Origin of the sequence: Microcoleus sp. B6-A1, from assembly GCF_036705085.1 — a bacterium.
GTDB lineage: Bacteria > Cyanobacteriota > Cyanobacteriia > Cyanobacteriales > Microcoleaceae > Microcoleus.
Genome location: NZ_JAUBTU010000025.1, coordinates 1 through 20160, shown reverse-complemented (window position 1 = coordinate 20160; position 20160 = coordinate 1). Strand labels below are relative to the sequence as shown.

General features: G+C 45.5%; 19 protein-coding genes. 9 read left to right on the top strand and 10 right to left on the bottom strand.

The annotated features are described in order from the left end of the window. Positions 1-98: 98 nt before the first annotated feature. Positions 99-950, top strand: coding sequence for an alpha/beta hydrolase (locus tag QUB11_RS11530; RefSeq protein ID WP_333202899.1), 852 nt, complete (start codon positions 99-101; stop codon positions 948-950). 172 nt (positions 951-1122) lie between these two features. On the opposite strand, the gene QUB11_RS11525 is transcribed toward QUB11_RS11530, so the two are convergent. Then, the gene (locus QUB11_RS11525; protein WP_333202897.1) at positions 1123-2007 is read right to left on the bottom strand and encodes a PhzF family phenazine biosynthesis protein; all 885 of its coding nucleotides are present in this window, start codon (positions 2005-2007) and stop codon (positions 1123-1125) included. Positions 2008-2099: 92 nt separating this feature from the next. Here QUB11_RS11525 and QUB11_RS11520 point away from each other — a divergent pair, with 92 nt between their 5' ends. Next, on the top strand, positions 2100-2654 hold the full coding sequence (locus QUB11_RS11520; protein WP_333202895.1) for a Uma2 family endonuclease: 555 nt from the start codon (positions 2100-2102) through the stop codon (positions 2652-2654). Between the two features lie 86 nt (positions 2655-2740). Here the strand turns inward: QUB11_RS11520 and trpE are convergent, their stop codons facing one another. From trpE to QUB11_RS11485, 7 genes are all read right to left on the bottom strand, one after another. Next, the gene (gene trpE / locus QUB11_RS11515; protein ID WP_333202894.1) at positions 2741-4288 is read right to left on the bottom strand and encodes an anthranilate synthase component I; all 1548 of its coding nucleotides are present in this window, start codon (positions 4286-4288) and stop codon (positions 2741-2743) included. A 139-nt stretch (positions 4289-4427) separates the two neighbouring features. After that, a complete protein-coding gene (locus QUB11_RS11510; RefSeq protein ID WP_333202890.1) occupies positions 4428-5288 on the bottom strand; it encodes a GNAT family N-acetyltransferase in 861 nt (286 codons plus the stop codon). A 162-nt stretch (positions 5289-5450) separates the two neighbouring features. Next, on the bottom strand, positions 5451-5876 hold the full coding sequence (locus tag QUB11_RS11505; RefSeq protein ID WP_333160170.1) for a photosystem I reaction center subunit II PsaD: 426 nt from the start codon (positions 5874-5876) through the stop codon (positions 5451-5453). Positions 5877-6175: 299 nt separating this feature from the next. Continuing rightward, positions 6176-6676, bottom strand: a complete 501-nt coding sequence (locus QUB11_RS11500; RefSeq protein ID WP_333202888.1) for a peptidoglycan-binding protein — start codon at positions 6674-6676, stop codon at positions 6176-6178. Positions 6677-7660: 984 nt separating this feature from the next. Beyond that, a complete protein-coding gene (locus tag QUB11_RS11495; RefSeq protein WP_333202886.1) occupies positions 7661-9652 on the bottom strand; it encodes a DICT sensory domain-containing protein in 1992 nt (663 codons plus the stop codon). Positions 9653-10123: 471 nt separating this feature from the next. Beyond that, entirely contained in the window at positions 10124-10435 is a 312-nt protein-coding gene (locus QUB11_RS11490) for a DUF2973 domain-containing protein (RefSeq protein ID WP_333054700.1), read from the bottom strand. Between the two features lie 607 nt (positions 10436-11042). Then, a complete protein-coding gene (locus QUB11_RS11485) occupies positions 11043-11372 on the bottom strand; it encodes a DUF2605 domain-containing protein (protein WP_333202884.1) in 330 nt (109 codons plus the stop codon). A gap of 444 nt (positions 11373-11816) precedes the next feature. On the opposite strand from QUB11_RS11485, the gene thrS reads away from it, so the two are divergent. From thrS to QUB11_RS11470, 3 genes are all read left to right on the top strand, one after another. After that, the gene (gene thrS, locus QUB11_RS11480; protein ID WP_333202882.1) at positions 11817-13646 is read left to right on the top strand and encodes a threonine--tRNA ligase; all 1830 of its coding nucleotides are present in this window, start codon (positions 11817-11819) and stop codon (positions 13644-13646) included. A gap of 109 nt (positions 13647-13755) precedes the next feature. After that, positions 13756-14547 (top strand): DUF4058 family protein, encoded by a 792-nt coding sequence (locus tag QUB11_RS11475; RefSeq protein WP_333202880.1) that lies wholly within the window; start codon positions 13756-13758, stop codon positions 14545-14547. Between the two features lie 32 nt (positions 14548-14579). Continuing rightward, the gene (locus QUB11_RS11470; RefSeq protein ID WP_333202878.1) at positions 14580-15377 is read left to right on the top strand and encodes a DUF4058 family protein; all 798 of its coding nucleotides are present in this window, start codon (positions 14580-14582) and stop codon (positions 15375-15377) included. A 10-nt stretch (positions 15378-15387) separates the two neighbouring features. Here the strand turns inward: QUB11_RS11470 and QUB11_RS11465 are convergent, their stop codons facing one another. After that, positions 15388-16323 carry a DUF1350 family protein gene (locus QUB11_RS11465; protein WP_333202876.1) on the bottom strand — a complete coding sequence of 312 codons (936 nt, stop codon included), beginning with the start codon at positions 16321-16323 and terminating at the stop codon, positions 15388-15390. A 109-nt stretch (positions 16324-16432) separates the two neighbouring features. Continuing rightward, positions 16433-17251 (bottom strand): hypothetical protein, encoded by an 819-nt coding sequence (locus QUB11_RS11460; RefSeq protein WP_333202875.1) that lies wholly within the window; start codon positions 17249-17251, stop codon positions 16433-16435. A gap of 434 nt (positions 17252-17685) precedes the next feature. Between QUB11_RS11460 and QUB11_RS11455 the strand changes: the two genes are divergently transcribed. From QUB11_RS11455 to QUB11_RS11440, 4 genes are all read left to right on the top strand, one after another. After that, positions 17686-17904 carry a DUF3285 domain-containing protein gene (locus QUB11_RS11455; protein ID WP_172190724.1) on the top strand — a complete coding sequence of 73 codons (219 nt, stop codon included), beginning with the start codon at positions 17686-17688 and terminating at the stop codon, positions 17902-17904. 206 nt (positions 17905-18110) lie between these two features. Continuing rightward, the gene (ybeY, locus tag QUB11_RS11450) at positions 18111-18701 is read left to right on the top strand and encodes an rRNA maturation RNase YbeY (protein ID WP_333202871.1); all 591 of its coding nucleotides are present in this window, start codon (positions 18111-18113) and stop codon (positions 18699-18701) included. Positions 18702-18860: 159 nt separating this feature from the next. Beyond that, a complete protein-coding gene (locus QUB11_RS11445) occupies positions 18861-19322 on the top strand; it encodes a diacylglycerol kinase family protein (protein WP_333202869.1) in 462 nt (153 codons plus the stop codon). A gap of 177 nt (positions 19323-19499) precedes the next feature. Next, complete coding sequence (locus tag QUB11_RS11440; RefSeq protein ID WP_333157814.1) at positions 19500-20087, top strand: aminodeoxychorismate/anthranilate synthase component II; 588 nt, start codon at positions 19500-19502, stop codon at positions 20085-20087. The last annotated feature ends 73 nt before the right edge of the window (positions 20088-20160 follow it).

Sequence of the window (20160 nt, the reverse complement as noted above, 5' to 3'; positions counted from 1 at the left end):
GTTGGTGAACCCGCCCCTACCAAATCTGGCTAAAGGTATTTTGCCAAAAGAAAAATACCGGGTTTTCCCCCCACAATCAGTTAAAAATGAGATTTGGGATGAAAGGAACAGAATTCGATTTTGTCGATCGCAAAACGGGAAGGCACTTGCTAGATTCCCTGTATGAAAAGTTTGCCAAACCCCAACTGCACGATACTTTTAAACCCAATAATCCTTCAATTTACATTCGGCACCAGGAAGGGCAAGTTATTGATGGAAATTATATCATAACAAAAGTGTTTGAAGACTCTCGCACTGGTTTTTATGCTGAAAGTCGCGTCCCCATTTCTGGCAATCATCCACCTGTTTTAGTGATTCGCGGCTACGGTTCTTGGTATCCTTTCGATCGCGTTTTGGAAGATACGCCCGATGTATTTATGGCAAAACTAGAACGCCAGTTAAAATCGGCGCAAACTGCGGGTGCTATTGATTGGATAAAGCAGCAATTTCACAGCGGGAATCCGCCCGATGTCATCGGAGAAAGTTTGGGGGGCAAAGTTGCTCAGCAAATAGCAGCAAAATACCCGGATTATATTAGATCCACTGTAGTTTTTAATTCTTTGGGCGTTTCGGAAAAGTTAGCTAAAACTTCCACCGCTAACAATGTTTTTCACTACTTTACTTTAGGCGAAAGGTATGCTTTCTGGGCAAATGAAGGCGATTACATACCGGGAACGATTTTTGTGATTTCCCAGAAAGGCAACAACTGTTGTTATAAAATCGAGGAGGCGATCGTCCGAATGGCGCGTTTTGAAGGCAAGTTCCTCAAAAGGCGCGCGATTGTGGCAATATTGGCTCAGTTGCTTTTGCTAAACAGACACAATGCGATCGTCCTCAACAAACGGCGGCCAGTAGTCGTTCAGATCGATCGCACTCAATTGCAAATTTTCCGAAAAAAGCGCTTTGTTTAAACTCAGACAGAATTGCTTCAGGCCGCAGATGGCTGGTTTTCCCGCGCTGCGACTGCCAGAAGCAGACAAAGTGCTGCGATCGCTATTAGCAAAATTGTCACATCTCGATCGCCAAACAAGCATCTAAATCTAGCTGCGTCCATCTGCGGTTAATAATTCTCTGTTAAAAATTCTACACAAATTCTCCCTTAGCAACCATCACCACCTTACCACCCACCAAAACTGCTATTTCCCCTTCATTTTTGGCAGCTTGTAACAACAGCAAAGAAGGTCGATCGATTTCATAACCCTGCTCAACTCTGACATCAATCTTTGCTGACCCATAATAATCATGTTCTACCAAATATGCAGCCAAACAGCCGTTAGCACTGCCAGTCGCCGGATCTTCTGGAATTCCTAATGAATGGGCAAAAACTCGCACGCTTAAATCATTAAGGTCGCTGTAAGTTTCTGGGCAAAATATCAAAATTTCTTTCGCTTCCATTGTATCAACTAGCTCAAAATATTTATCTAAGTTGACTTGAGCTTTTTTGAGCGAGGCGAGAGTTTTTAATGGGACAATTATAAACGGTACTCCCGTAGAAACTTCTTGAATTGGGAAGTTGGAATCAATTTCATCGGGTTCTAAATTCAGGACATTTGCCAGACTTTCGGCTGATAAAACTTGACCAAAACTAGGCGGGTTTTGTCGCATCCACAAAATATCTGCCGATTCATTGTGATAATTAAAAGTAACTGGAATTTGACCGACGGCTAGATTGAGAATTACTCGATCGACCTTTTGGCGAATAATCTCTTGCTGCAACACAAACGCAGTGCCCAAAGTCGGATGACCGGCAAAGGGCAATTCCTTCTTGGGCGTGAATATCCGCACGTCATAGCCGCCATCTCGCGGATCGGGCGATCGAATAAACGTAGTTTCTGAATAATTGATTTCCCTCGCTATCTGTAGCATTTGCGCCTCAGATAGTTCGGCAACTCCCGCACCGCAAAATACAGCTAGTTGATTGCCAGCATACTTTGACTCGGCAAACACGTCAACTATATAAAAATTCATAATTATGCCTTTGATAAAAGTCTATAACTGATATTTTACATCGATCGCAAGACAGCCGTTAAAATAACAATAAAAACATAGGAGTAATCGCCGTGAGCGTCACGACTGTAAAATGGACGGTTGCAGACTACCACCGCATCATTGCAGCCGGCATTCTGGAAGGGCGAAACGTTGAATTAATAGGTGGAGAAATAATCGAAATGGCTCCCGAAGGAGAATCTCATGCTTACTCTAGCGATGAGGCTGGAGAGTACCTAATTTATTTGCTGGGTGATCGGGCTAAAATCCGCCAAGGTAAACCGATTATCTTGCCGCCAAGCAACTCCGAGCCACAACCCGATATCGCTGTAATTCAACGTTTGGGACAAGATTACCGAGAACATCATCCCTATCCAGAAAACATCTTTTGGCTGATAGAATACTCGGATCATACTCTGAGCAAAGACTTGGGAATCAAGAGCAAGATTTATGCGGAACCCGGCATTTCTGAGTATTGGGTTGTCAATTTGCGAACTAGGGAATTAATAGTATTTCGAGAGCCTACCAATGAAGGATATCAATCGAGAGAAACTCTGACTCAGGGTAATATTAATCCGCTGGCATTTCCTGATGTTGCAGTTTCGGTCACTCGAATATTAGGGGCTTAGGTAAATTGGACAATAATGCAATAATTACTGCTGTTTTCTTGTTACCAGGCTCTGCCTGGTAACACAGATCCAGAGGCTCCGCCTCGCTACTTCAAACAGCGAATTGCTTCCAACATTCCCCTGGCTTTATTGAGCGTTTCTTCGTACTCCATATCCGGGTTAGAATCAGCCACCAAACCAGCACCTGCTTGCACAGAAACCGAATGTTTATCACCACCTAAAGAACGAACAACCATAGTCCGAATCGCGATCGCACTATTCAATTGTCCCTCAAAATCATAATACCCGTAAACCCCAGAATACGGCCCCCGGCGGCAACCTTCCAACTCGTGCACAATCTCCATCGCCCGAATCTTCGGAGCACCGCTAACTGTACCCGCAGGAAAACCAGCTTTCAACAAATCCCAAGCTGTCTTATCCTGGGCCAATTCTCCCACCACATTGCTCACAATGTGCATGACATGAGAATAACGCTCAATTTCCATTAATTCGTCAACTTTTACAGTACCGTTTCGGCAAACTCTTCCTAAATCGTTTCTGCCCAAATCAACTAACATGACGTGTTCCGCAATTTCCTTGGGATCTTGCAGCAATTCAGCAGCCAAAGCATCATCTTCTTGAGGAGTTTTACCCCGGCGGCGAGTGCCGGCAATCGGTCGCAAAGTTGCTATTTTTTTACCATCAGCAGTGTTTTCCGCCTTCACCATAATTTCGGGACTCGATCCGATAATCTGCCAATCTCTGAAATGAAAATAAGCCATGTACGGAGAAGGATTAATCAGACGCAAAGATCGGTAAAGTGCAAAAGAATCGCCACTGTATTCAGCCTCTAGTCGCTGCGAGATAACTACTTGAAAAATATCTCCCGCTTTGATATAATCCTTAGCCTTTAAAACATTGGCACAATACTTTTCGCGGGTAATATTGCTCGTGTAAGCCAATTCTGTATTTCCGGTTGTGGAACGGGCATCTTGCCCGTCCCTCGGCGGAGTCCATTCTATGAGAGTAGATTGCTGGGAAAGCGGCGATTGCAGCTTCTCAACTAACTTACCAACGCGATCGCACGCTTGCTGATAAGCATCGGCCAAATCAACGCCAACCTCCCGCAAATCCGCATAGGCGACGGCCCAAATTTTTCGCTTCACCTGGTCGAAAATCAGCAAATTATCCACCTGCATCCACAAGCCATCTGGCAAATCATTCTCGCTGGCTGGATGCACGGGAACTCGCGGTTCTATCCATTTAATTAACTCGTAACCCCAAAAACCGAATAGCCCGCCAATTCCCGGCGGTAACTGCGGCAATTTCACGGGTTGATAAGACTCCAAACATTCAGTTAAAGCTACAAACGGATCGCCCGTAAATACTTGTTGCGAACCATCGCGGTAAACTTGAGTTGTGCGATCGCCCTTAGCCTCCAAAATCCACAACGGATCGCACCCTAAGAAACTATAACGCCCAAGTTTTTCCCCACCTTCCACTGACTCCAGCAGAAAACTGTAAGGTTGACCCGCACAAACCCGATACCACGCAGACACCGGCGTATCCAAATCGGCAACCCATTCTTGATACACGGGTACAAAATTGCCTTGTGTCGCCAGTTCCGAGAATTGTGAGAAATCGGGAAATATCATATATATCAGAAGGAAGAAGGAAGTTCGGCAACGGATTATGTAACGGATGTAACGGATGTAAAGGATAGAAGGAAGAAGGAAGAAGGAAAATGCAATCCTGGCAATAATTTCAGCGATTAAAAGCGTCCTAACCGTCTTGTCAATAAACAAAAGACGGAAAGCAACAGCCATGAGGCTGCTGGTACTCGCCAACCGCCATCACCGCCATCGGCTTGAGCGCGCGCAGCCCCTCTTGCAAACACCAGCGAAACAAACTTGCGTAACGCACCGGCAAGTGGAAAGAAAGCAATTCTTCGGAACTGTACGCGGCCGCCCCCAAGAGCAAAGCCTGCATATCCGCCTCAGTTTCTGCGACGCTGTGGCTCAAAGCCGACACCGCACAAGTATAAGCCACAATCTGACCTTGTTTGCAAGCAACCCAAGGAGAAAAGAAATTCAGGGCGTACTCAATATCGCTAGTTCGATCGCACCTGTATAATTTCTTGCACAAAGCCGCACATTCATCAACATCCTCACTAGCCAGCGGCCGCACCTCAAACCCATGCGGAGGCTGGCTGCGAAACTTCCCTTCCATTAACACGAAAGGTTCTTTCACCTCAAAACCCAAAGAAGCGTACAGCGACAGTGACGCCATATTAAAAGATTCCTGAACCAAACGGATGCCCACAGCGTCCTGTCCCCGTTCCAGCAAAGCTTTCATCATTTCCCGTCCCGTGCCGCGGCCTTGAAAAGTTCGATCGACACTGACGGGCCCGATACCACGAATCGGGCTGCGTTCGTCCATAAACCCGCAGCCGACAACCGCACCGGAGTTCTCGGCTACTATGCCAAAAAACAACGGACTTTCGATCACAAGACCAATAATTTCAGTTGAAAACTCCAGCGTCGGAAAATCTGTAGGAAATTGATGGCGATCGGAAATATCTTTAAAAGCTTCATAATTAATGCGAGCGCAAACATCGATATCAGAAGGCTGCGCTCGCCTGATTGCGAGATTCATTTTTAATTTAACATTAACTTTTAATAAGATTAGAAGTTTGCAGTAGTATTTTGGCGCTGCGGGCTTAGCCTCCCGCGCCAGAATACTACTGCAAAAACAAGTTTACAAGCTGAGCCTTACAGGGAATATTACCTATGTTTTGCTCAGCCATGCACTCATTGTCTAAGGATCGAAAGTCTTCTTACCGCTGAACTTCAGCTTAGCCGGATTGGGATTGCTGCCAATATTGCGGTCAATCTTACCGTTGTAGGGACGACCTTCGTTCACCTTCTCAGGGAACACGCCATCTTTGGGATGCAGGTACTCAGTAGTACCGTCTGGAAACACGCGGTAAATTTTGTAGTTGGTGATTTTGAATTTAGCCCGCAGTTGCTGGCCACCCAAAGCGATGCACTGCTCCTTCCGGGGCAGATGCAGCAAGTTGTCGCCTTGACGCATAATCGCAGCGCCACCCGTAGGCATTTCAAACACCTGCTCCTTGGGGCTAGTCCAAGTGATAGCGTACTTCTCTTCAACTAGCGCCTTGGTCAGCAAGCCGCCTGTGCTGCCGCCGAAAAGAGGGGGTTGTCCAGTGAGTTCTTCTGCCATAAACATATCCAAAGGATTTTTACGGCATCGTATCATCATGAGGCGACACGGCTGTAGAAATTGTAAGGAAAGTTAACAGTTTTTTGGCGATCGATCTTTTCTGATAATTGATAATTAGTAATTAATAGTTGATAATTGGTAATTTTCACCAAAGTTATAAAACCAAATTAGGCAGCACGAATCCCGAAAAAATAATCAAAAAAAAACAGCAATTATTCTGGTGCTTGTGGGGCACCCGAATAATCGCACATTCCCCCAATTTCCCCCCACACACGATCGCACAATTTACCGCGTCAACCCTAAGTCAAGAACCACTTAGGGTCATAGCCGCGCGGAATTTGGCTCAAAGCAGTCCAAGTTTCTTGATTTACAATCCCGTCGGCCTCAATCCCAAAGCTTTTTTGAAATGCGCGAACAGCTTTGTCCGTCAAAGTAGCAAAGTCGCCGTCAATTTTTCCGCCATAATGCTTGGAAATTTTGAGAACTTCCTGAACAGTAGCGACTGCTTCCCCAGAACTGCCTAATTTGAGTATCGGCATATTAACTGGAGCAGCAGTATAAAGCGCCTGCCAAGTCAGCGGCCCGACAATGCCATCCGGCGACAAGAAAACCCGAAACTGAAACAGTTTCACCGCAAATTGAACTGCTTGGTTAAAAATTCCTTTAGCAGGCTGCCGATAAAGTTGCAACTTGGTTAAGAGTTGTTCGAGTTCCAATACCGCTTTACCTTGAGAACCTAATTGTAGTTGTGGCTTTTTGGCCATAGGTTGAGTAGATTTCATCTGGGTTGTAGGTGACATAATCGATTTTGCTAACCTCTAGGTTTGAGTATTCTTCTGGAAAAAAACTTTTTCCGGGCGAAACATTTGCATTCTCAATTTTTCCCGAATCAACACTGGCGTTGGCCGTGCCTCAACAGATTCGATCGACTTTTACCATGTCACGGCTTGTGGACAGGAGACTTATACCAATTTAGATTATAGATTTTAGATTTTAGATTCGGCATGACTGATTACTATCGGGGTTTGCAGCTTACCTACAGTTGGATTCTTTTTTTAAACTGATATTAATTTTCGGCAGCATCCCTAGGTACTGTGTCGCCAAACCGGGTTGAAAACGGCAAGCGCATCCTGAATCTGCTTTGATACTTTATATTTTAAAGCTGAACACCGCGTGGCCACCTCACCTTTAAGGCCGATCTCACAGGGTGAGGATTGAGGGTGATATCCTTGACCTTTGCATCGTCCTGTATTCATCTCTCTCTTCTCTTTCTCTGCGTTCTCTGCGTTCTCTGTGGTTAAATCCTTCCGATGCAATCGGCATTAATAGTAGTCGTTAAGTCCGACAGGGGTTGAAACAAGAGCCTCATAGCTCAAGTCGTCTCAAGACGACTTTAGATTAGTATGTGATATCAAGTCCGGCTTAAATAGCCCCTCAGATCAAATTTGTTAGCAGCGGATTTGATATCATGCCAGCGCAGCCGAATTTGATATCATATCGTTTCCGGTTGTATCGGAATGATTTAACCGCAGAGGGCGCAGAGAACGCAGAGGGAGAGAATACAGAGATGAATACAGGACGATGCTACCGGATTTGATATCACTCGATCGCTACTTGCGCGCTCAGACGCCCACCAACCAGGTTTTTTACAGTATATTCCATGTAAATGTAGATCGCGAGAAACCGGGTTTATTGAACAGAATCAGTAATCATGCGAGAACTGTAAAGAAACCCGGTTTCTGGGGTATACCTCATAAACCTTGAATACGCTGTATCAATTTAGTCTAAACAATCGGAATAGTGAAGTGAAATTCACTTCCTCGGTCTTTTCCTGCGGAATCTACCCAAATTTTACCGCCCCAGCCGGCAACAATCTGTTTGCAAATTGCCAATCCCAAACCGGTACCGCCGGCGCTGCGGCGCAAAGCTCCTTCTTCTTGATAAAATCGATCGAACACTACTTTTAAACTGTTCGCCTCGATTCCCCTCCCTGTATCGGCTACGAGAACTTCCACCATCCGAGAACCGTTGCATTTGGCTCTTATGGTCACGCTTCCTTGAGGTGTGGTGAATTTGCAAGCGTTGTCTAGCAGTTTGGAGAGCACCTCTACCAACCACTCTCCGTCAGCTTGCACTAAAGGCAATTCTGCCGAAACTTCGGCGATAATTTCCGGTAACTGTCGATCGAGTCCGCCCCCCGATCGCACGCTGCTAAGGGCCAAATCAACGCATTCTTGCAGCGTCAGCGATTCTACATTCCATTGGACTCGCCCGCTTTCTAAGTGAGAAAGAGTTAAGAAATCCTGCACGAGTTTCCGCATTCGATCGGCATCGCCGAGGGCAGTTTCTAACATGATTTGCCGCAATTCTGGGGGCATATCTGGTTCGGAGTTCAAGCTTTCCAAACAAACTTGAATCGTAGAAAGAGGGGTGCGGAGTTCATGTCCGGTGATGGCAATTAGATTGCTGCGAGTGCGGTCTAATGCTTCTAATTGTTGGTTGAGTTCTTCTAAATGAGCGTAGGTTTCTGCTTGAATTAAGGCCGCTCCGAGTTGGGTGGCGATTGCCTCTACTAATGCAATTTCGTCTTCTTCCCAAGCCAAAGTCGATCGGCACTGGTGCATTTCCACCATTCCCAAAACCCGCCCCTGATAAAGCACTGGCACCATTAACCAAGAGACTATTTGCCAATTTTTTACAATTTTTTCCAGGGATTTTGTATTGACAATCAGCGGGTGTTGTGCTGTGTCTTGGATGTAAACTCGCTCCTGCCGCGCCACCGCGTCGCTCCATATTTGATTTTCCTGCAACAGCCAAGTCTGATCCAGCAGGGAACTAGCGCCGGAAGCCAAAAACTCGCGATCGATTTTGACCGCCACATCTGCAGCCTTGCAGCGATAAATCAAACATCGGCTTGCTGACAGGGCAGTGCCGAGTTCTTGGACTGCAACTTCGACGATTTCTTGTGGGTTGAGAGACTGCCGCATTGCCGTGGTAATTAAGTTTACCAGGCGTTCTTTGCGTTCCTGAGCGGCGATGGCGCTGTATGCTTTGAGTAGTTTGTGCTGACCTGCTTGCAAGTAGGTGACTAAGCGTTCGGTAAAAGCATCGCTCAATTTGGGATTGGGAATTTTTGAGCTTTTTCCCGTACTTATGTTGGGTTTTGTGGCTTTGGAAGTGGCTGATTTCCTCGTTTTTTTCGGGGTTTTGAGCTTGTAAGTAGTTCGCGCTCGATCGATCTTTTCGGCCAATTCCGGGCGATAATTGACAATTCTATCGAGCAACAATGCCGCCGCTTTGGAGCTTACCTCGCGATCGAACGTCCAAATTCCTTCAAATCTGCGAGCTTGATCCATCAACAGTGGCCCGCGATCGTCCTGGTTGTCGATCGGCACAATTTTTTCTTGACAAATCAGGCAAGTTGAGTAGTGCTGCCCCAGCACCACTAAGTGCCACTCTTTACTCAATCCGTCCTCCGGTGCAAACGCCACAGTTTCGTGACATTCCGAGGAATTTTTAAAGTCAGTTTCCGGTGCTGCCAGCACGTATACCTGAGACGAGCGTGAGGCAATTCGCCGGTAGCGGTGAGCTTCCTGGCGGTAGAAGCGCTCTCGCTGAAAGCTGGCAATGACTAGCGGTTCGTCGTCGGAACCCGCCAAAACTAAGTCTTCCATCGCGTGAGACAAGGCTGTCATGGAAGATTTGAAATAAATTTGTGCCCGCAGTTGGGGCAAAGCTTGCAGAAGTTCTGCCAGTAGCGAAATAGGGACGATCATCTAGCCTTAAACGTGCATTTTTGCCGATGACAAAACAGGATCGATAGGAGATTTAGAGCGATCCTTCTTCAGTATCTGATAGATTTACAGCACTTGGTAAGTAAAGTACAAAGAAATCGGTTTCGCTCTCCTGGGGTACCCCGGTGTTCGCCCAAATTCGCTCCGCCGTGCCCGCCCCGATTCCTAGTTTCCCTGTACTTGAGTGTCAAACTATCCTCGCTCTTGGATATCAGTGCCATAATTATCGCTTTTTGGCGATCGATCTGGTTAATCGGTAATTAAACTTTAAAAAAGCGCAAATAATTAGCCATTAGTTAAAAACTAACGACCAATTATTTTGACGACTGATCCCAAGAAACCCGGTTTTTACCCACCATCTATGAATAAACCGGGCTTCGGACACCTAGCGTGTAAGTCCTATATTTTTTTGAGGCATCGCGCCTAAGTATAAATGCTGCGGCTGTGGTTGTATCAGGCTAGTTCGCCCCCTTCGTCGCTGCCGCCCGGAGATGATTTGTAGAGAGCATCTAATTGTTCGCGGGCGTCTTGGACAGTCAGCGAACGCATCACTAAAAGCGGCTCATTGACTATGTTTCCGTATTCATCTAAAAGTTCTGGATGCGGTACCGGTTGAGAGCGAGGATAGGATGGGTAGGGATTATTTGCCCTGAACTGTTGAGGGCGCTGGGACTCCATACCAACGGTGACTAGACTGCGGATTAAGTTACCGACTGCCAGAAAGGCAAGAACGGTAAAAGCTAAAATATAAAGCAAGTGCAACATTATCTTCTCCTCCGGGCTAAACAGCCACACAGCAATTTACAAAAGTGTTTCAGCAAGTATTGACACTCCCGGCCGTAAACGCGGGGATTCTTGGTTCACTGACATACCTTTAAACTATTCATCCCTTCGGCAATATTTAAACCAAAAACCCGTCCAATTGAACGAAGCTTCCAGCCTAATTTGAATAGTCCCAGAGGGCTTGTCTCCCCAAGCGTTAAGGGATCATTCCCTTTGTTCCCGTATGCCCTACGGTACATCTAACTACTAAGATTTTGAGTTTTCTGGTATGGGTGCGCGATGGCTACCCTAGCTATGTTTTTGTGGTTTTCGCCACCCACGAGACATTATTGTTTCTCAAGCGGGTCATTTTGGGGTTGGTTATCCATTCGATGCTCGCGGTTATTCTACCTGTATCTATTTGTAGTATAGGGTACTATTTGGGAAACTTTTACAACTTTTTGGAAATAAAGCCTTCCTAAAAGGACGGGGTTTTAAACCCAATTTTCTGATAACTTATTAACTGGAAATCTGTTGGAGGTTGTCAAGTCAGCAGCCACATTTCCTCATTTTTGGGATTTGACTGCAAATTTAACTTGAACTCGCTTCCTTATTTTCCAGGGGGAGCTGACTGCCATGAGCGAAAGCGCGCCGATACTTGCCAGCATTCGGCGAGCAGTCTGTGCCACGGCATCAGTGCTGCTGTTTCAATCCCAACTTGACCTCCGGTTGCTTGAAATAGAGCTTTAGCAGCGCCTACTTCTTGCTGAGCCTGTTTGACTCGCGCCAGCAAGTCAGATTGATCTTCGTCGCCCAGAAAGGGAATTTCCTCAGTTTCTAAGAGCTTTGCCGATCGATCGAACCAGTAAGTGAAATCCTCTAACAGCGGTTCCAGTAACGCTTTGAGCAATTCTGGCTCGGGCAAGTTGGAATTAAGCATGGATCAAAATTGGGTTATTTATCTATTATAGTCTTAGACGGTCTTTACATATTGTAACATATTTCTAACAAAATTTTAATAATTTAACAACAATTAGCAGGTGGGTGTGAATAAATTTAAATGTGTCAGCAGCGATTTTTGAGTCGAAATCCCCAAATTCTGCAATATCCGCTCAGACTCGCTAGCAATAGCTCATAGGAGAAGGAAGTTCGGCAACGGATTCGCTTTCTTCGGATGTAACGGATGTAACGGATGAAAGGAAGAAGAAAGAAGGAAGAAAAAAACTATGCCCTGCGCGGGCCAATCCCCTGCGCGGGCCAATCCCCTGCGCGGGCCAGAATGACCTAATTTCCCGGAGTGTCCCCCTGCCGGAAGTCGGCGCTTACTGTCCCAATCTGAGTAAGATAGAAGCAACTGCAACTAAATTAATTGCTAATTCAGCCGATGTCTAGCTCACAATCCATGTCCCCTCCAGAAGAGTCCGCTAAAATTGAGTTGCCCCGCACGAGTGAGTCGGAGGCACTAAAAAAAATTCGCCACACCACCTCCCACGTTATGGCGATGGCGGTGCAGAAGTTATTTCCCAAGGCGCAAGTGACCATTGGCCCTTGGATTGAAAACGGTTTCTATTATGACTTTGACACTCCCGAACCTTTTACGGAACAGGATTTAAAAGCCATTAAAAAAGAGATGATCAAAATCATCAACCGTAAATTGCCTGTAATTCGGGAAGAAGTCAGCCGCGAGGAAGCGGAACGTAGAATTAAGGAGATTAACGAACCTTACAAATTAGAAATTTTAGAAGGTTTGATCGAACCGATTACTCTTTACCATTTGGGCGAGGAATGGTGGGATTTGTGCGCCGGGCCTCACTTGGATAATACCAGTGAGTTGAATCCAAAGGCGATCGAGCTAGAAAGCCTAGCAGGCGCGTACTGGCGCGGCGACGAAACCAAAGCTCAGTTACAGCGCATTTACGGCACTGCTTGGGAAACCCCCGAACAGCTAGCAGCATACAAACACCGCAAAGAAGAAGCATTAAGGCGCGATCACCGCAAATTAGGCAAAGAATTAGGCTTGTTTATCTTTGCCGATGCGGTGGGGCCTGGTTTGCCTTTGTGGACGCCGAAAGGCACTGTTTTGAGAAGTATTTTAGAAGATTACTTGAAACAAGAACAAATCAAGCGCGGTTATTTGCAAGTAGTGACTCCGCACATTGCCAGAGTCGATTTGTTCAAAATTTCTGGACACTGGCAGAAATACAAAGAAGATATGTTTCCGCTGATGGCGGAGGATGAGGAAGCAGCAGCAAACGAACAGGGTTTTGTGATGAAACCCATGAATTGCCCTTTTCACATTCAAATTTACAAAAGCGAATTGCGTTCCTATCGAGAATTGCCGATGCGCTTAGCGGAATTCGGCACAGTTTACCGCTACGAACAATCGGGAGAATTGGGCGGTTTAACGCGGGTGCGCGGCTTTACGGTGGATGATTCTCACTTATTTGTTACGCCGGAACAGTTGGATGCTGAATTCTTGAATGTGGTGGATTTGATTCTGTCAGTATTCAAGAGTCTGCAACTGAAAAACTTTAAAGCGCGTTTGAGTTTCCGCGATCCGAACAATTTAGAGAAATACATCGGTTCCGATGAAGCTTGGGAAAAGGCTCAAGGTGCAATCCGCCGCGCGGTGGAAACTTTGGGAATGAATTATTTTGAGGGAATTGGGGAGGCGGCTTTTTACGGGCCGAAACTCGATTTCATTTTCCAAGATGTTTTGGATAGAGAATGGCAATTAGGAACTGTTCAGGTAGATTATAATTTGCCAGAACGTTTTGATTTGGAATACGTTGCTGAAGACGGCATTCGCAAGCGTCCGGTGATGATTCACCGCGCTCCTTTCGGTTCTTTGGAACGCTTGATCGGGATTTTGATCGAGCAGTATGCGGGCGATTTTCCGCTGTGGTTGGCGCCGATTCAGGTGCGGTTGTTGCCTGTCAGCGCGGAGTTTTTGCCGTTTGCAAAGGAAGTGGCGGCGAAGATGAAGGCGCTAAATATTCGCGCAGAAGCTGATGAGGATAGCGAGCGTTTGGGCAAGTTGATTCGCAATGCTGAGAAGGATAAAATTCCGGTGATGGGTGTTGTGGGTGCGAAGGAAGTTGAGGCGAATAGTTTGAATATTCGGACGCGGGCTTCTGGGGAGTTGGGGGCGATTTCGGTTGATGAAGTGATTGGAAGGTTGCAGGCTGCTATTAGCAGTTATGGCAATTTTTAGGGAATTTTAATCGCAGATGCACGCGGATTAACGCAGATGATATGTTGATATTGTCTGCGTTTTTTTAATTGAGCTGCTAAAATAGTAGTGGTAAACGGGAAGTACGCTCATGCCTAATCCATTTCCGGGGATGAATCCTTATTTAGAACATCCTGATTTTTGGCCAGAAGTCCATCATTTACTGATTAGTGTGATTAAGGAGTCGTTAACTCCGCAATTGCGCCCTAAATACCGCGTCGCTATTGAAAAGCGAATTTACGAAATCAAAGGTGAAAATTCTCTATTAGTAGCGATTCCTGATGTCTCTATCCAACAGAAACGCCGTCCCGCAAGTGCGATCGCATCTAATGCTGTCGCCGTCGCTTCCCGAACTGTGCAGCCTTTAAAAGTCAGAATCCCAGTGTCGGAAGAATTTAGGGAAGGATATTTAGAAGTAATCGATATGACAACCAAGGAAGTTGTCACGGTTCTTGAAGTGCTTTCGCCTGCAAATAAACGCCGGGGGGAAGGTCGAGAAAAGTATGACAATAAGCGAAATAAAATATTTGATAGCAGTACCCATTTAGTCGAAATAGACTTGTTGCGGGGTGGGGAACCTTTGCCAGTTTTCGGACATTCCCATAAAAGCGACTGCCGCGTTTTAGTCAGCCGCAGCAATCAACGCCCGATCGCCGATTTATACTTATTTAACCTTCCCGATACAATTCCTGCATTTCCCTTGCCTTTGCGTCCCGAAGATGTAGAGCCGGTTCTGGATTTACAGGCGCTGATTAATCAAGTATACGATCGCGCAGGTTATGATTTTGAAATTGATTACACAGCCGATGCAGTGCCCCCGCTGTCAGAAACGGATGCTGTTTGGGCCGATTCTCTGTTGCGAGAGAGAGGGTTAAGGGGATAATACAAGTAGGTAAATTAACAGGAGTTAAATCAATGACTAATCCATTTCCAGGGATGAATCCTTATTTAGAAAGTCCTGAATTATGGCCTCAAGTACATCACTTGCTAATTAGTAGCATTTTTGAATCATTAGTGCCGCAGTTGCTGCCCAAATATATCGTCGATATTGAAAAAAGAGTTTATGAGCTTAGCGGGGACAATTCCCTATTAGTGGGGATTCCTGATGTGACTGTGCAGCGTTCTCCTAGTCCAACCAACCCTACTTCTTCTAATGTTGCAGTTGCCGCACCGCCTGTGACAGCTTTGAAAGTAAGACTGCCAGTACCTGTGGAATTTAGGGAAGCATATTTAGAGGTAAGAGATACAGCAACTAGGGAAGTTGTGACAGTGCTTGAAGTGCTGTCACCTGCCAATAAGCGCCCTGGTAAAGGGCGAGAAATGTATGAAGCAAAGCGAGAAAAGGTGTTTGGTAGTCGCACTAATCTGGTTGAGATTGACTTGCTGCGAAGTTACCAACCTCTACCAGTTTTTGATAACGATATTGAGGCAAGTTATCGAATTTTAGTGAGTCGCGGAAATCAAAGGCCTTTGGCAGATTTGTACCTTTTCAATTTACCGGATATGATTCCTCAGTTTCCCTTGCCTTTGCGAGCGAGTGATGCGGAACCAATTGTAGATTTACAAGCGTTATTAAATGGGGTTTACGATCGCGCCGCCTATGACTTTAGAATAGATTACACCGCCACACCAGTTCCTGCGCTTTCAGAATCAGATGCTGCTTGGGCGGATGTTTTGTTGGGGGAAAGAGGGTTAAAGGGCGATCGCAAATAACAACTGATATTTAAGCGCCTAAGCGCTTTTTTAAAGCCTCCAAAAAATGAACAGACCAATATTCAAGAAATCGGCTTTTCAGAGGTTTGATGAATTTCTCCCAAGGATTGAGATTAACAATATAATAACCGATTTTGAGACCAATCGGCTCTAAATGTTTGCCTTCTATTTCCTGGCTCAATAAAGGCAATTTTCTATTACTTAGCTGTTGTATGAGCCAAAGTACATCGCTGTTTTTTTGTTGTTCTGGACTTTTCTTAATATCATTGGTAGAACCAGCAATATCATCTCGCTCGAAAGAAATTATTGCAGTCAAATTAAACAGAGAACTATTAGCAATAAAGCATTGAGTTTGTTCTCTGGTTGGTAGCACTCCTAAGCGGAATTTGTCTAACATTTTTGCTAGCGATCGCACTGGAATAGCGCTCTCTGTATTGCTGATATCAGGAGCAATTAATAAGGACGGCTGGCCTTTAATTGAAGGTCGGTCGATGCCCAGATTTTCGATTAACCTTTGAATCCGTTCGTAGTCAGGGCGATCGCAGAATTTCTCCACAATATTTGGATACCGATCGTCGCTTAAAAATTCTAAAAGAGCAATGTACTTGCATCCCAGACTGTGACCAACCCAAAAATAACTCGATGGTTCTTGATAAATTTCGCTTTCATAGCCTAATCTTTGAGAAATTTGGGTCAGTTCTGTTCTCAGAATCTCCTGCTCTTTTAATAACCCAATAGCGATGGGCCAGTGACGAAAAGTAAATCTAAACGGCAAAGCAACTACGGTATAACCTTCTTCAAACAACTGGTGTAAAAAATATCGATAAAACAAAGTTGGTAAACTACCAAAAAAAGTTCCACCAATAAATTGAACCACACCTTTTGGCTGCGGATGAACAGCCACCCAACTAAAAGAAACAGGCTGAAATTTAAATGAGTTCGACATTTGAATAAAGCTCAGTGAGTGTATAAGTAGGCTTAATTAAACGTAATCAAAGGTAATTAAACGTAAGGTGGGCATTGCCCACCCTACAGTTACTTACCATTTAACAGTTCTAGCCGCGAGACATTCTGACAGGAATATCGAATTTATCCATCACTGTATTTAGCTCTTTCAAATTGACATCATTGGCATCGAGTTGGGCCAGCAGTTGCACGAGCATTTGAGCTTTTTCTGAATTGTCTGCTTCCAAAGTAGCCAAGTCCAAATTACCGTTGCGTAACTCTTCCAAAATTGGGCCAACAATTGGTAAATCGATGATAATTGGTTTACCTGGTTCAGGCGTAATCTCGTTCAAGCCTTTTCCACTGGCGATCGCTAAAGTGTAATTAATTTGATCGAAGTCCGGTGAAGTTGGAGTTGCTGACGGGAAATCGTTTGGCAAGAAAGTACCGCGAATTTCGGGATTCAATAACACCTTGACTGGTTTCTTGCTTTGGGGTTGAGGCTTTGGAAAGATGGAACGCGCTGGCACAAATAGCGAGACATAGCCGCGCACTTCCAGCAAACCTGGAGTCAGAGTTTTTGGCAGAATGGGCAACAATTGAACAGATGCAGTTTTGTGAGCGGGTATTGTGAAAAATGCGCGATATACCTTCGGTTTCCCTGGCTGCTGAGTCAGAGGTACCTCGATGTTACTGCCTTCAACGTCAACAACTAAGAAAGCGTTGTTGAGCAAGATTTTATTAGGATCTGCCGGCACGGGTAAGCTGATGGTAAACTCAATCCGATATCGCAAGTCGATCGCTTCGAGATTGGAGATGGTGAGAAAGTATCCCTGAACGATTCGACGAGCCACTGGGATGAGTTGTGGAGGGATGCCCATCACAGGTGCGATCGGTGCGGTGAGGATTTCAAAGGTGGAAACTTCCATGTTTGTGTCCGAGTAATTTAACTTTTAGCTTGGGTTATTTAGCCGGAAAATTGTGTTTCTGTTTTTCCGTGGCTATATCTATGAATAACTGCCCGTCGCGGTTGGTTAACAGTCGCTTTTTCTGGTGACACTCATTTGAGTTAACTCAAATGAGTGTCGCTTGATTGTGCGACTTGACAATTTAAAAATTTTTGTTAAAGCGCACAGGAACACGGATCGGGAATTTAATTTATCCTTGTGTATCTGAAGATAAAAATAAAATATCGCATTGATTATCAGGGCGATCGCACATTCATCTGTTGGTATAATCCCCCTTTAATGGGCCCGGGGCGATCGAAAAGCTAAAAAAGCCTACACAAAACGTTACATATTTGTTAACATCGGGACGAGTCTGTTCTCAGCAACCCCTCTGTTAACCTTCTAAACTAACCGTTATGAGTCAACCTCCCTCAGCAATTCCCGCCTCAGAAGAGTCCGCCGAAACCCCGACAGCGCCGACAAACACTGCACCTCCACCGAGTTATGTCAAGCTGGCGATGCGGAACATGGTTCGCAAGCGGGCGACTTCTCTGTTTCATTTTGCCTTGACAGCCGCCGGACTTTTAGGCGTACTCGTGGGTTTGGCTTTTCTCGATCGCTATTTCAATTCTTAATTGGGGATTCAAACAATCAGCCTCTAATTTCTGCTGATGTTTTTGATATTTCTTAATCGGGAGTTAAGCTGATTGTTCTGCCTGCCTGTTGCAATCTCTAACAGATTACTGTATCTTTCCAGCAACAGCAAAATCCCCTGCCGTTCGATCGCGCAATTGGAATTTGTAAAAAAATTGAATATATCCCTTGACAGGAGAGCAAAAAAATGTTAATAGAGGTGAACGTCGAGGACTGTTACGGGCACGCCCTGCAGTCAGCCGACGCTTCCAACCTCCCTGAGAGTGCAGCCAGCGGGGAGATTGCAGCCGAAACCTGGGAAAATTGGTTTAGCGTTTGGCTGGAAAACCAGCAGGAGGATGTCCCAGTTGCTCCCGGCTACGAAGTCAGTCTGCGTTTAACCGCCGATACGGAGATGCAAGCGCTCAACCTCCAGTACCGCCAGCTTGATCGATCGACCGATGTACTAGCTTTCGCATCTCTAGAGGTAGACTGTCCTCAGCTAGAGGAAATGCAGTCATCTGAACCCCTATACTTGGGTGATATCGTTATCTCGATCGATACAGCGAACCGACAAGCCCAGCAGCAAGGACATCCCCTGAAGACCGAACTAGCTTGGCTGGCCGCCCACGGTTTTCTGCATCTTTTGGGCTGGGATCACCCGGATGAAGAAAGTCTGACTCAAATGCTCGATCAACAAGAAATATTGCTGCGGGCGATCGGTCTTGCGATCTCTGGCAGCATAACTGAAGTTGATGGTGATTTAACAAATCATGTCAAGCCCAACATAACTTTCTGAAATTAAACCAAAACTTTAGTAAAAACATAGAAAAGTTACCTAGACTTGATGTAGTTAATTTGAAAAGTTTAGCTTTCATTCATCTCTGTAAATTAAAGTTGGTTCTTTATGACACTAGATAGACCCTCAATTTCATCACAAATCGCAGAGTTTCTGCCCATGCCTCAAGACTCTTCTAGCCAGACAGTCCACGAGTCTAAAAAAGCCTTGAAATACAACCGAGATCTGTCCTGGAAAATCGCATCTAGCTTAGCTACGAGTTTTAGATACGCTTGGGGGGGTCTGACTTATGCTTTTGAAACTCAGCGCAATTTTCGGATTCACACTGTTATAGGAACATTGGCGATCGGACTCGCGCTATTTTTGCAACTCCAACCTGTAGAAATATCTGTGATCGGCGTCACCATTGGCATAGTTTTAGCAATGGAACTGTTGAATACGGCGATCGAATCCGTGGTAGACTTGACAGTCGGGCAATCCTACCACGAACTAGCCAAAATTGCCAAAGACTGCGGTGCTGGAGCGGTTCTGGTATCAGCAATGGCTGCTACGATCGTCGGTGCTGCACTTCTGCTTCCTCCTTTGTGGGCAGTCGTTCAAATTGCGATCGCCCGTCAGTAACTTATTGGGCCCAGAAAATTTTAGGTTTTAGATGACCAATTTGAGATTTTTAGTTTTCTTAGTCTATATTGCAGCTATTTTTATCTTCGGCATCTATCTAAAATCTTGAAACCCTTGCTTTCAGGGAGCGAGTTAACCTAAAATCTAAAATCTAAAACCTAAAATCTAACTTAACCCGTGATTATAGTCATCGATAACTACGACAGTTTTACATACAATTTGGTACAGTATCTAGGAGAACTCGGTGCTGAGTTGCCGGTAGCCAGCGAAGTGCAAGTCTACCGCAACGACCAAATTTCCTTAGCAGAAATTAGGCAATTACAGCCTGCGGCAGTGGTGATTTCTCCAGGCCCGGGGCGGCCGGAAGATGCGGGAATTTCTCTGGAATTAATCAAAGAATTGGGGCCGACTCTACCAATTTTAGGCGTGTGCCTCGGACATCAAAGTATCGGTCAAGTATTCGGCGGCAAAATTGTTTCTGCACCCGTGTTGATGCACGGCAAAACTTCTCAGGTAGAACACGCAGGAGTCGGAGTTTTTCAGGGCGTGGAATCGCCGATGATTGCAACTCGCTATCACAGTTTGGTAATTGAAAAGCAGAGTTGTCCTGAAGTTTTGGAAATTACGGCTTGGGTTGAAGACGGAACTATTATGGGCGTGCGGCACCGGGAATATCCGCACATTGAAGGTGTGCAGTTTCACCCGGAAAGTATTTTGACGACTGCGGGAAAGCAATTATTGCGAAATTTCTTGGAACGGCTTTAGGATCGCGAATTAAATAACTTACAATTTTAATTGTTATTGTGGGATGGGCGTCCCGCCCGTCCTTTTTGGACGG

Bases quoted from the DNA above. Each gene is read 5' to 3' on its own strand.
- QUB11_RS11495 (WP_333202886.1), bottom strand. From the start codon at position 9,652: ATGATCGTCCCTATTTCGCTACTGGCAGAACTTCTGCAAGCTTTGCCC.
- QUB11_RS11490 (WP_333054700.1), bottom strand. From the start codon at position 10,435: ATGTTGCACTTGCTTTATATTTTAGCTTTTACCGTTCTTGCCTTTCTG.
- QUB11_RS11505 (WP_333160170.1), bottom strand. From the start codon at position 5,876: ATGGCAGAAGAACTCACTGGACAACCCCCTCTTTTCGGCGGCAGCACA.
- QUB11_RS11510 (WP_333202890.1), bottom strand. From the start codon at position 5,288: ATGAATCTCGCAATCAGGCGAGCGCAGCCTTCTGATATCGATGTTTGC.
- QUB11_RS11475 (WP_333202880.1), top strand. From the start codon at position 13,756: ATGCCTAATCCATTTCCGGGGATGAATCCTTATTTAGAACATCCTGAT.
- QUB11_RS11530 (WP_333202899.1), top strand. From the start codon at position 99: ATGAAAGGAACAGAATTCGATTTTGTCGATCGCAAAACGGGAAGGCAC.
- QUB11_RS11525 (WP_333202897.1), bottom strand. From the start codon at position 2,007: ATGAATTTTTATATAGTTGACGTGTTTGCCGAGTCAAAGTATGCTGGC.
- QUB11_RS11455 (WP_172190724.1), top strand. From the start codon at position 17,686: ATGAGTCAACCTCCCTCAGCAATTCCCGCCTCAGAAGAGTCCGCCGAA.
- trpE (WP_333202894.1), bottom strand. From the start codon at position 4,288: ATGATATTTCCCGATTTCTCACAATTCTCGGAACTGGCGACACAAGGC.
- QUB11_RS11485 (WP_333202884.1), bottom strand. From the start codon at position 11,372: ATGCTTAATTCCAACTTGCCCGAGCCAGAATTGCTCAAAGCGTTACTG.
- QUB11_RS11470 (WP_333202878.1), top strand. From the start codon at position 14,580: ATGACTAATCCATTTCCAGGGATGAATCCTTATTTAGAAAGTCCTGAA.
- QUB11_RS11500 (WP_333202888.1), bottom strand. From the start codon at position 6,676: ATGTCACCTACAACCCAGATGAAATCTACTCAACCTATGGCCAAAAAG.
- thrS (WP_333202882.1), top strand. From the start codon at position 11,817: ATGTCTAGCTCACAATCCATGTCCCCTCCAGAAGAGTCCGCTAAAATT.
- QUB11_RS11445 (WP_333202869.1), top strand. From the start codon at position 18,861: ATGCCTCAAGACTCTTCTAGCCAGACAGTCCACGAGTCTAAAAAAGCC.
- QUB11_RS11465 (WP_333202876.1), bottom strand. From the start codon at position 16,323: ATGTCGAACTCATTTAAATTTCAGCCTGTTTCTTTTAGTTGGGTGGCT.
- QUB11_RS11460 (WP_333202875.1), bottom strand. From the start codon at position 17,251: ATGGAAGTTTCCACCTTTGAAATCCTCACCGCACCGATCGCACCTGTG.
- ybeY (WP_333202871.1), top strand. From the start codon at position 18,111: ATGTTAATAGAGGTGAACGTCGAGGACTGTTACGGGCACGCCCTGCAG.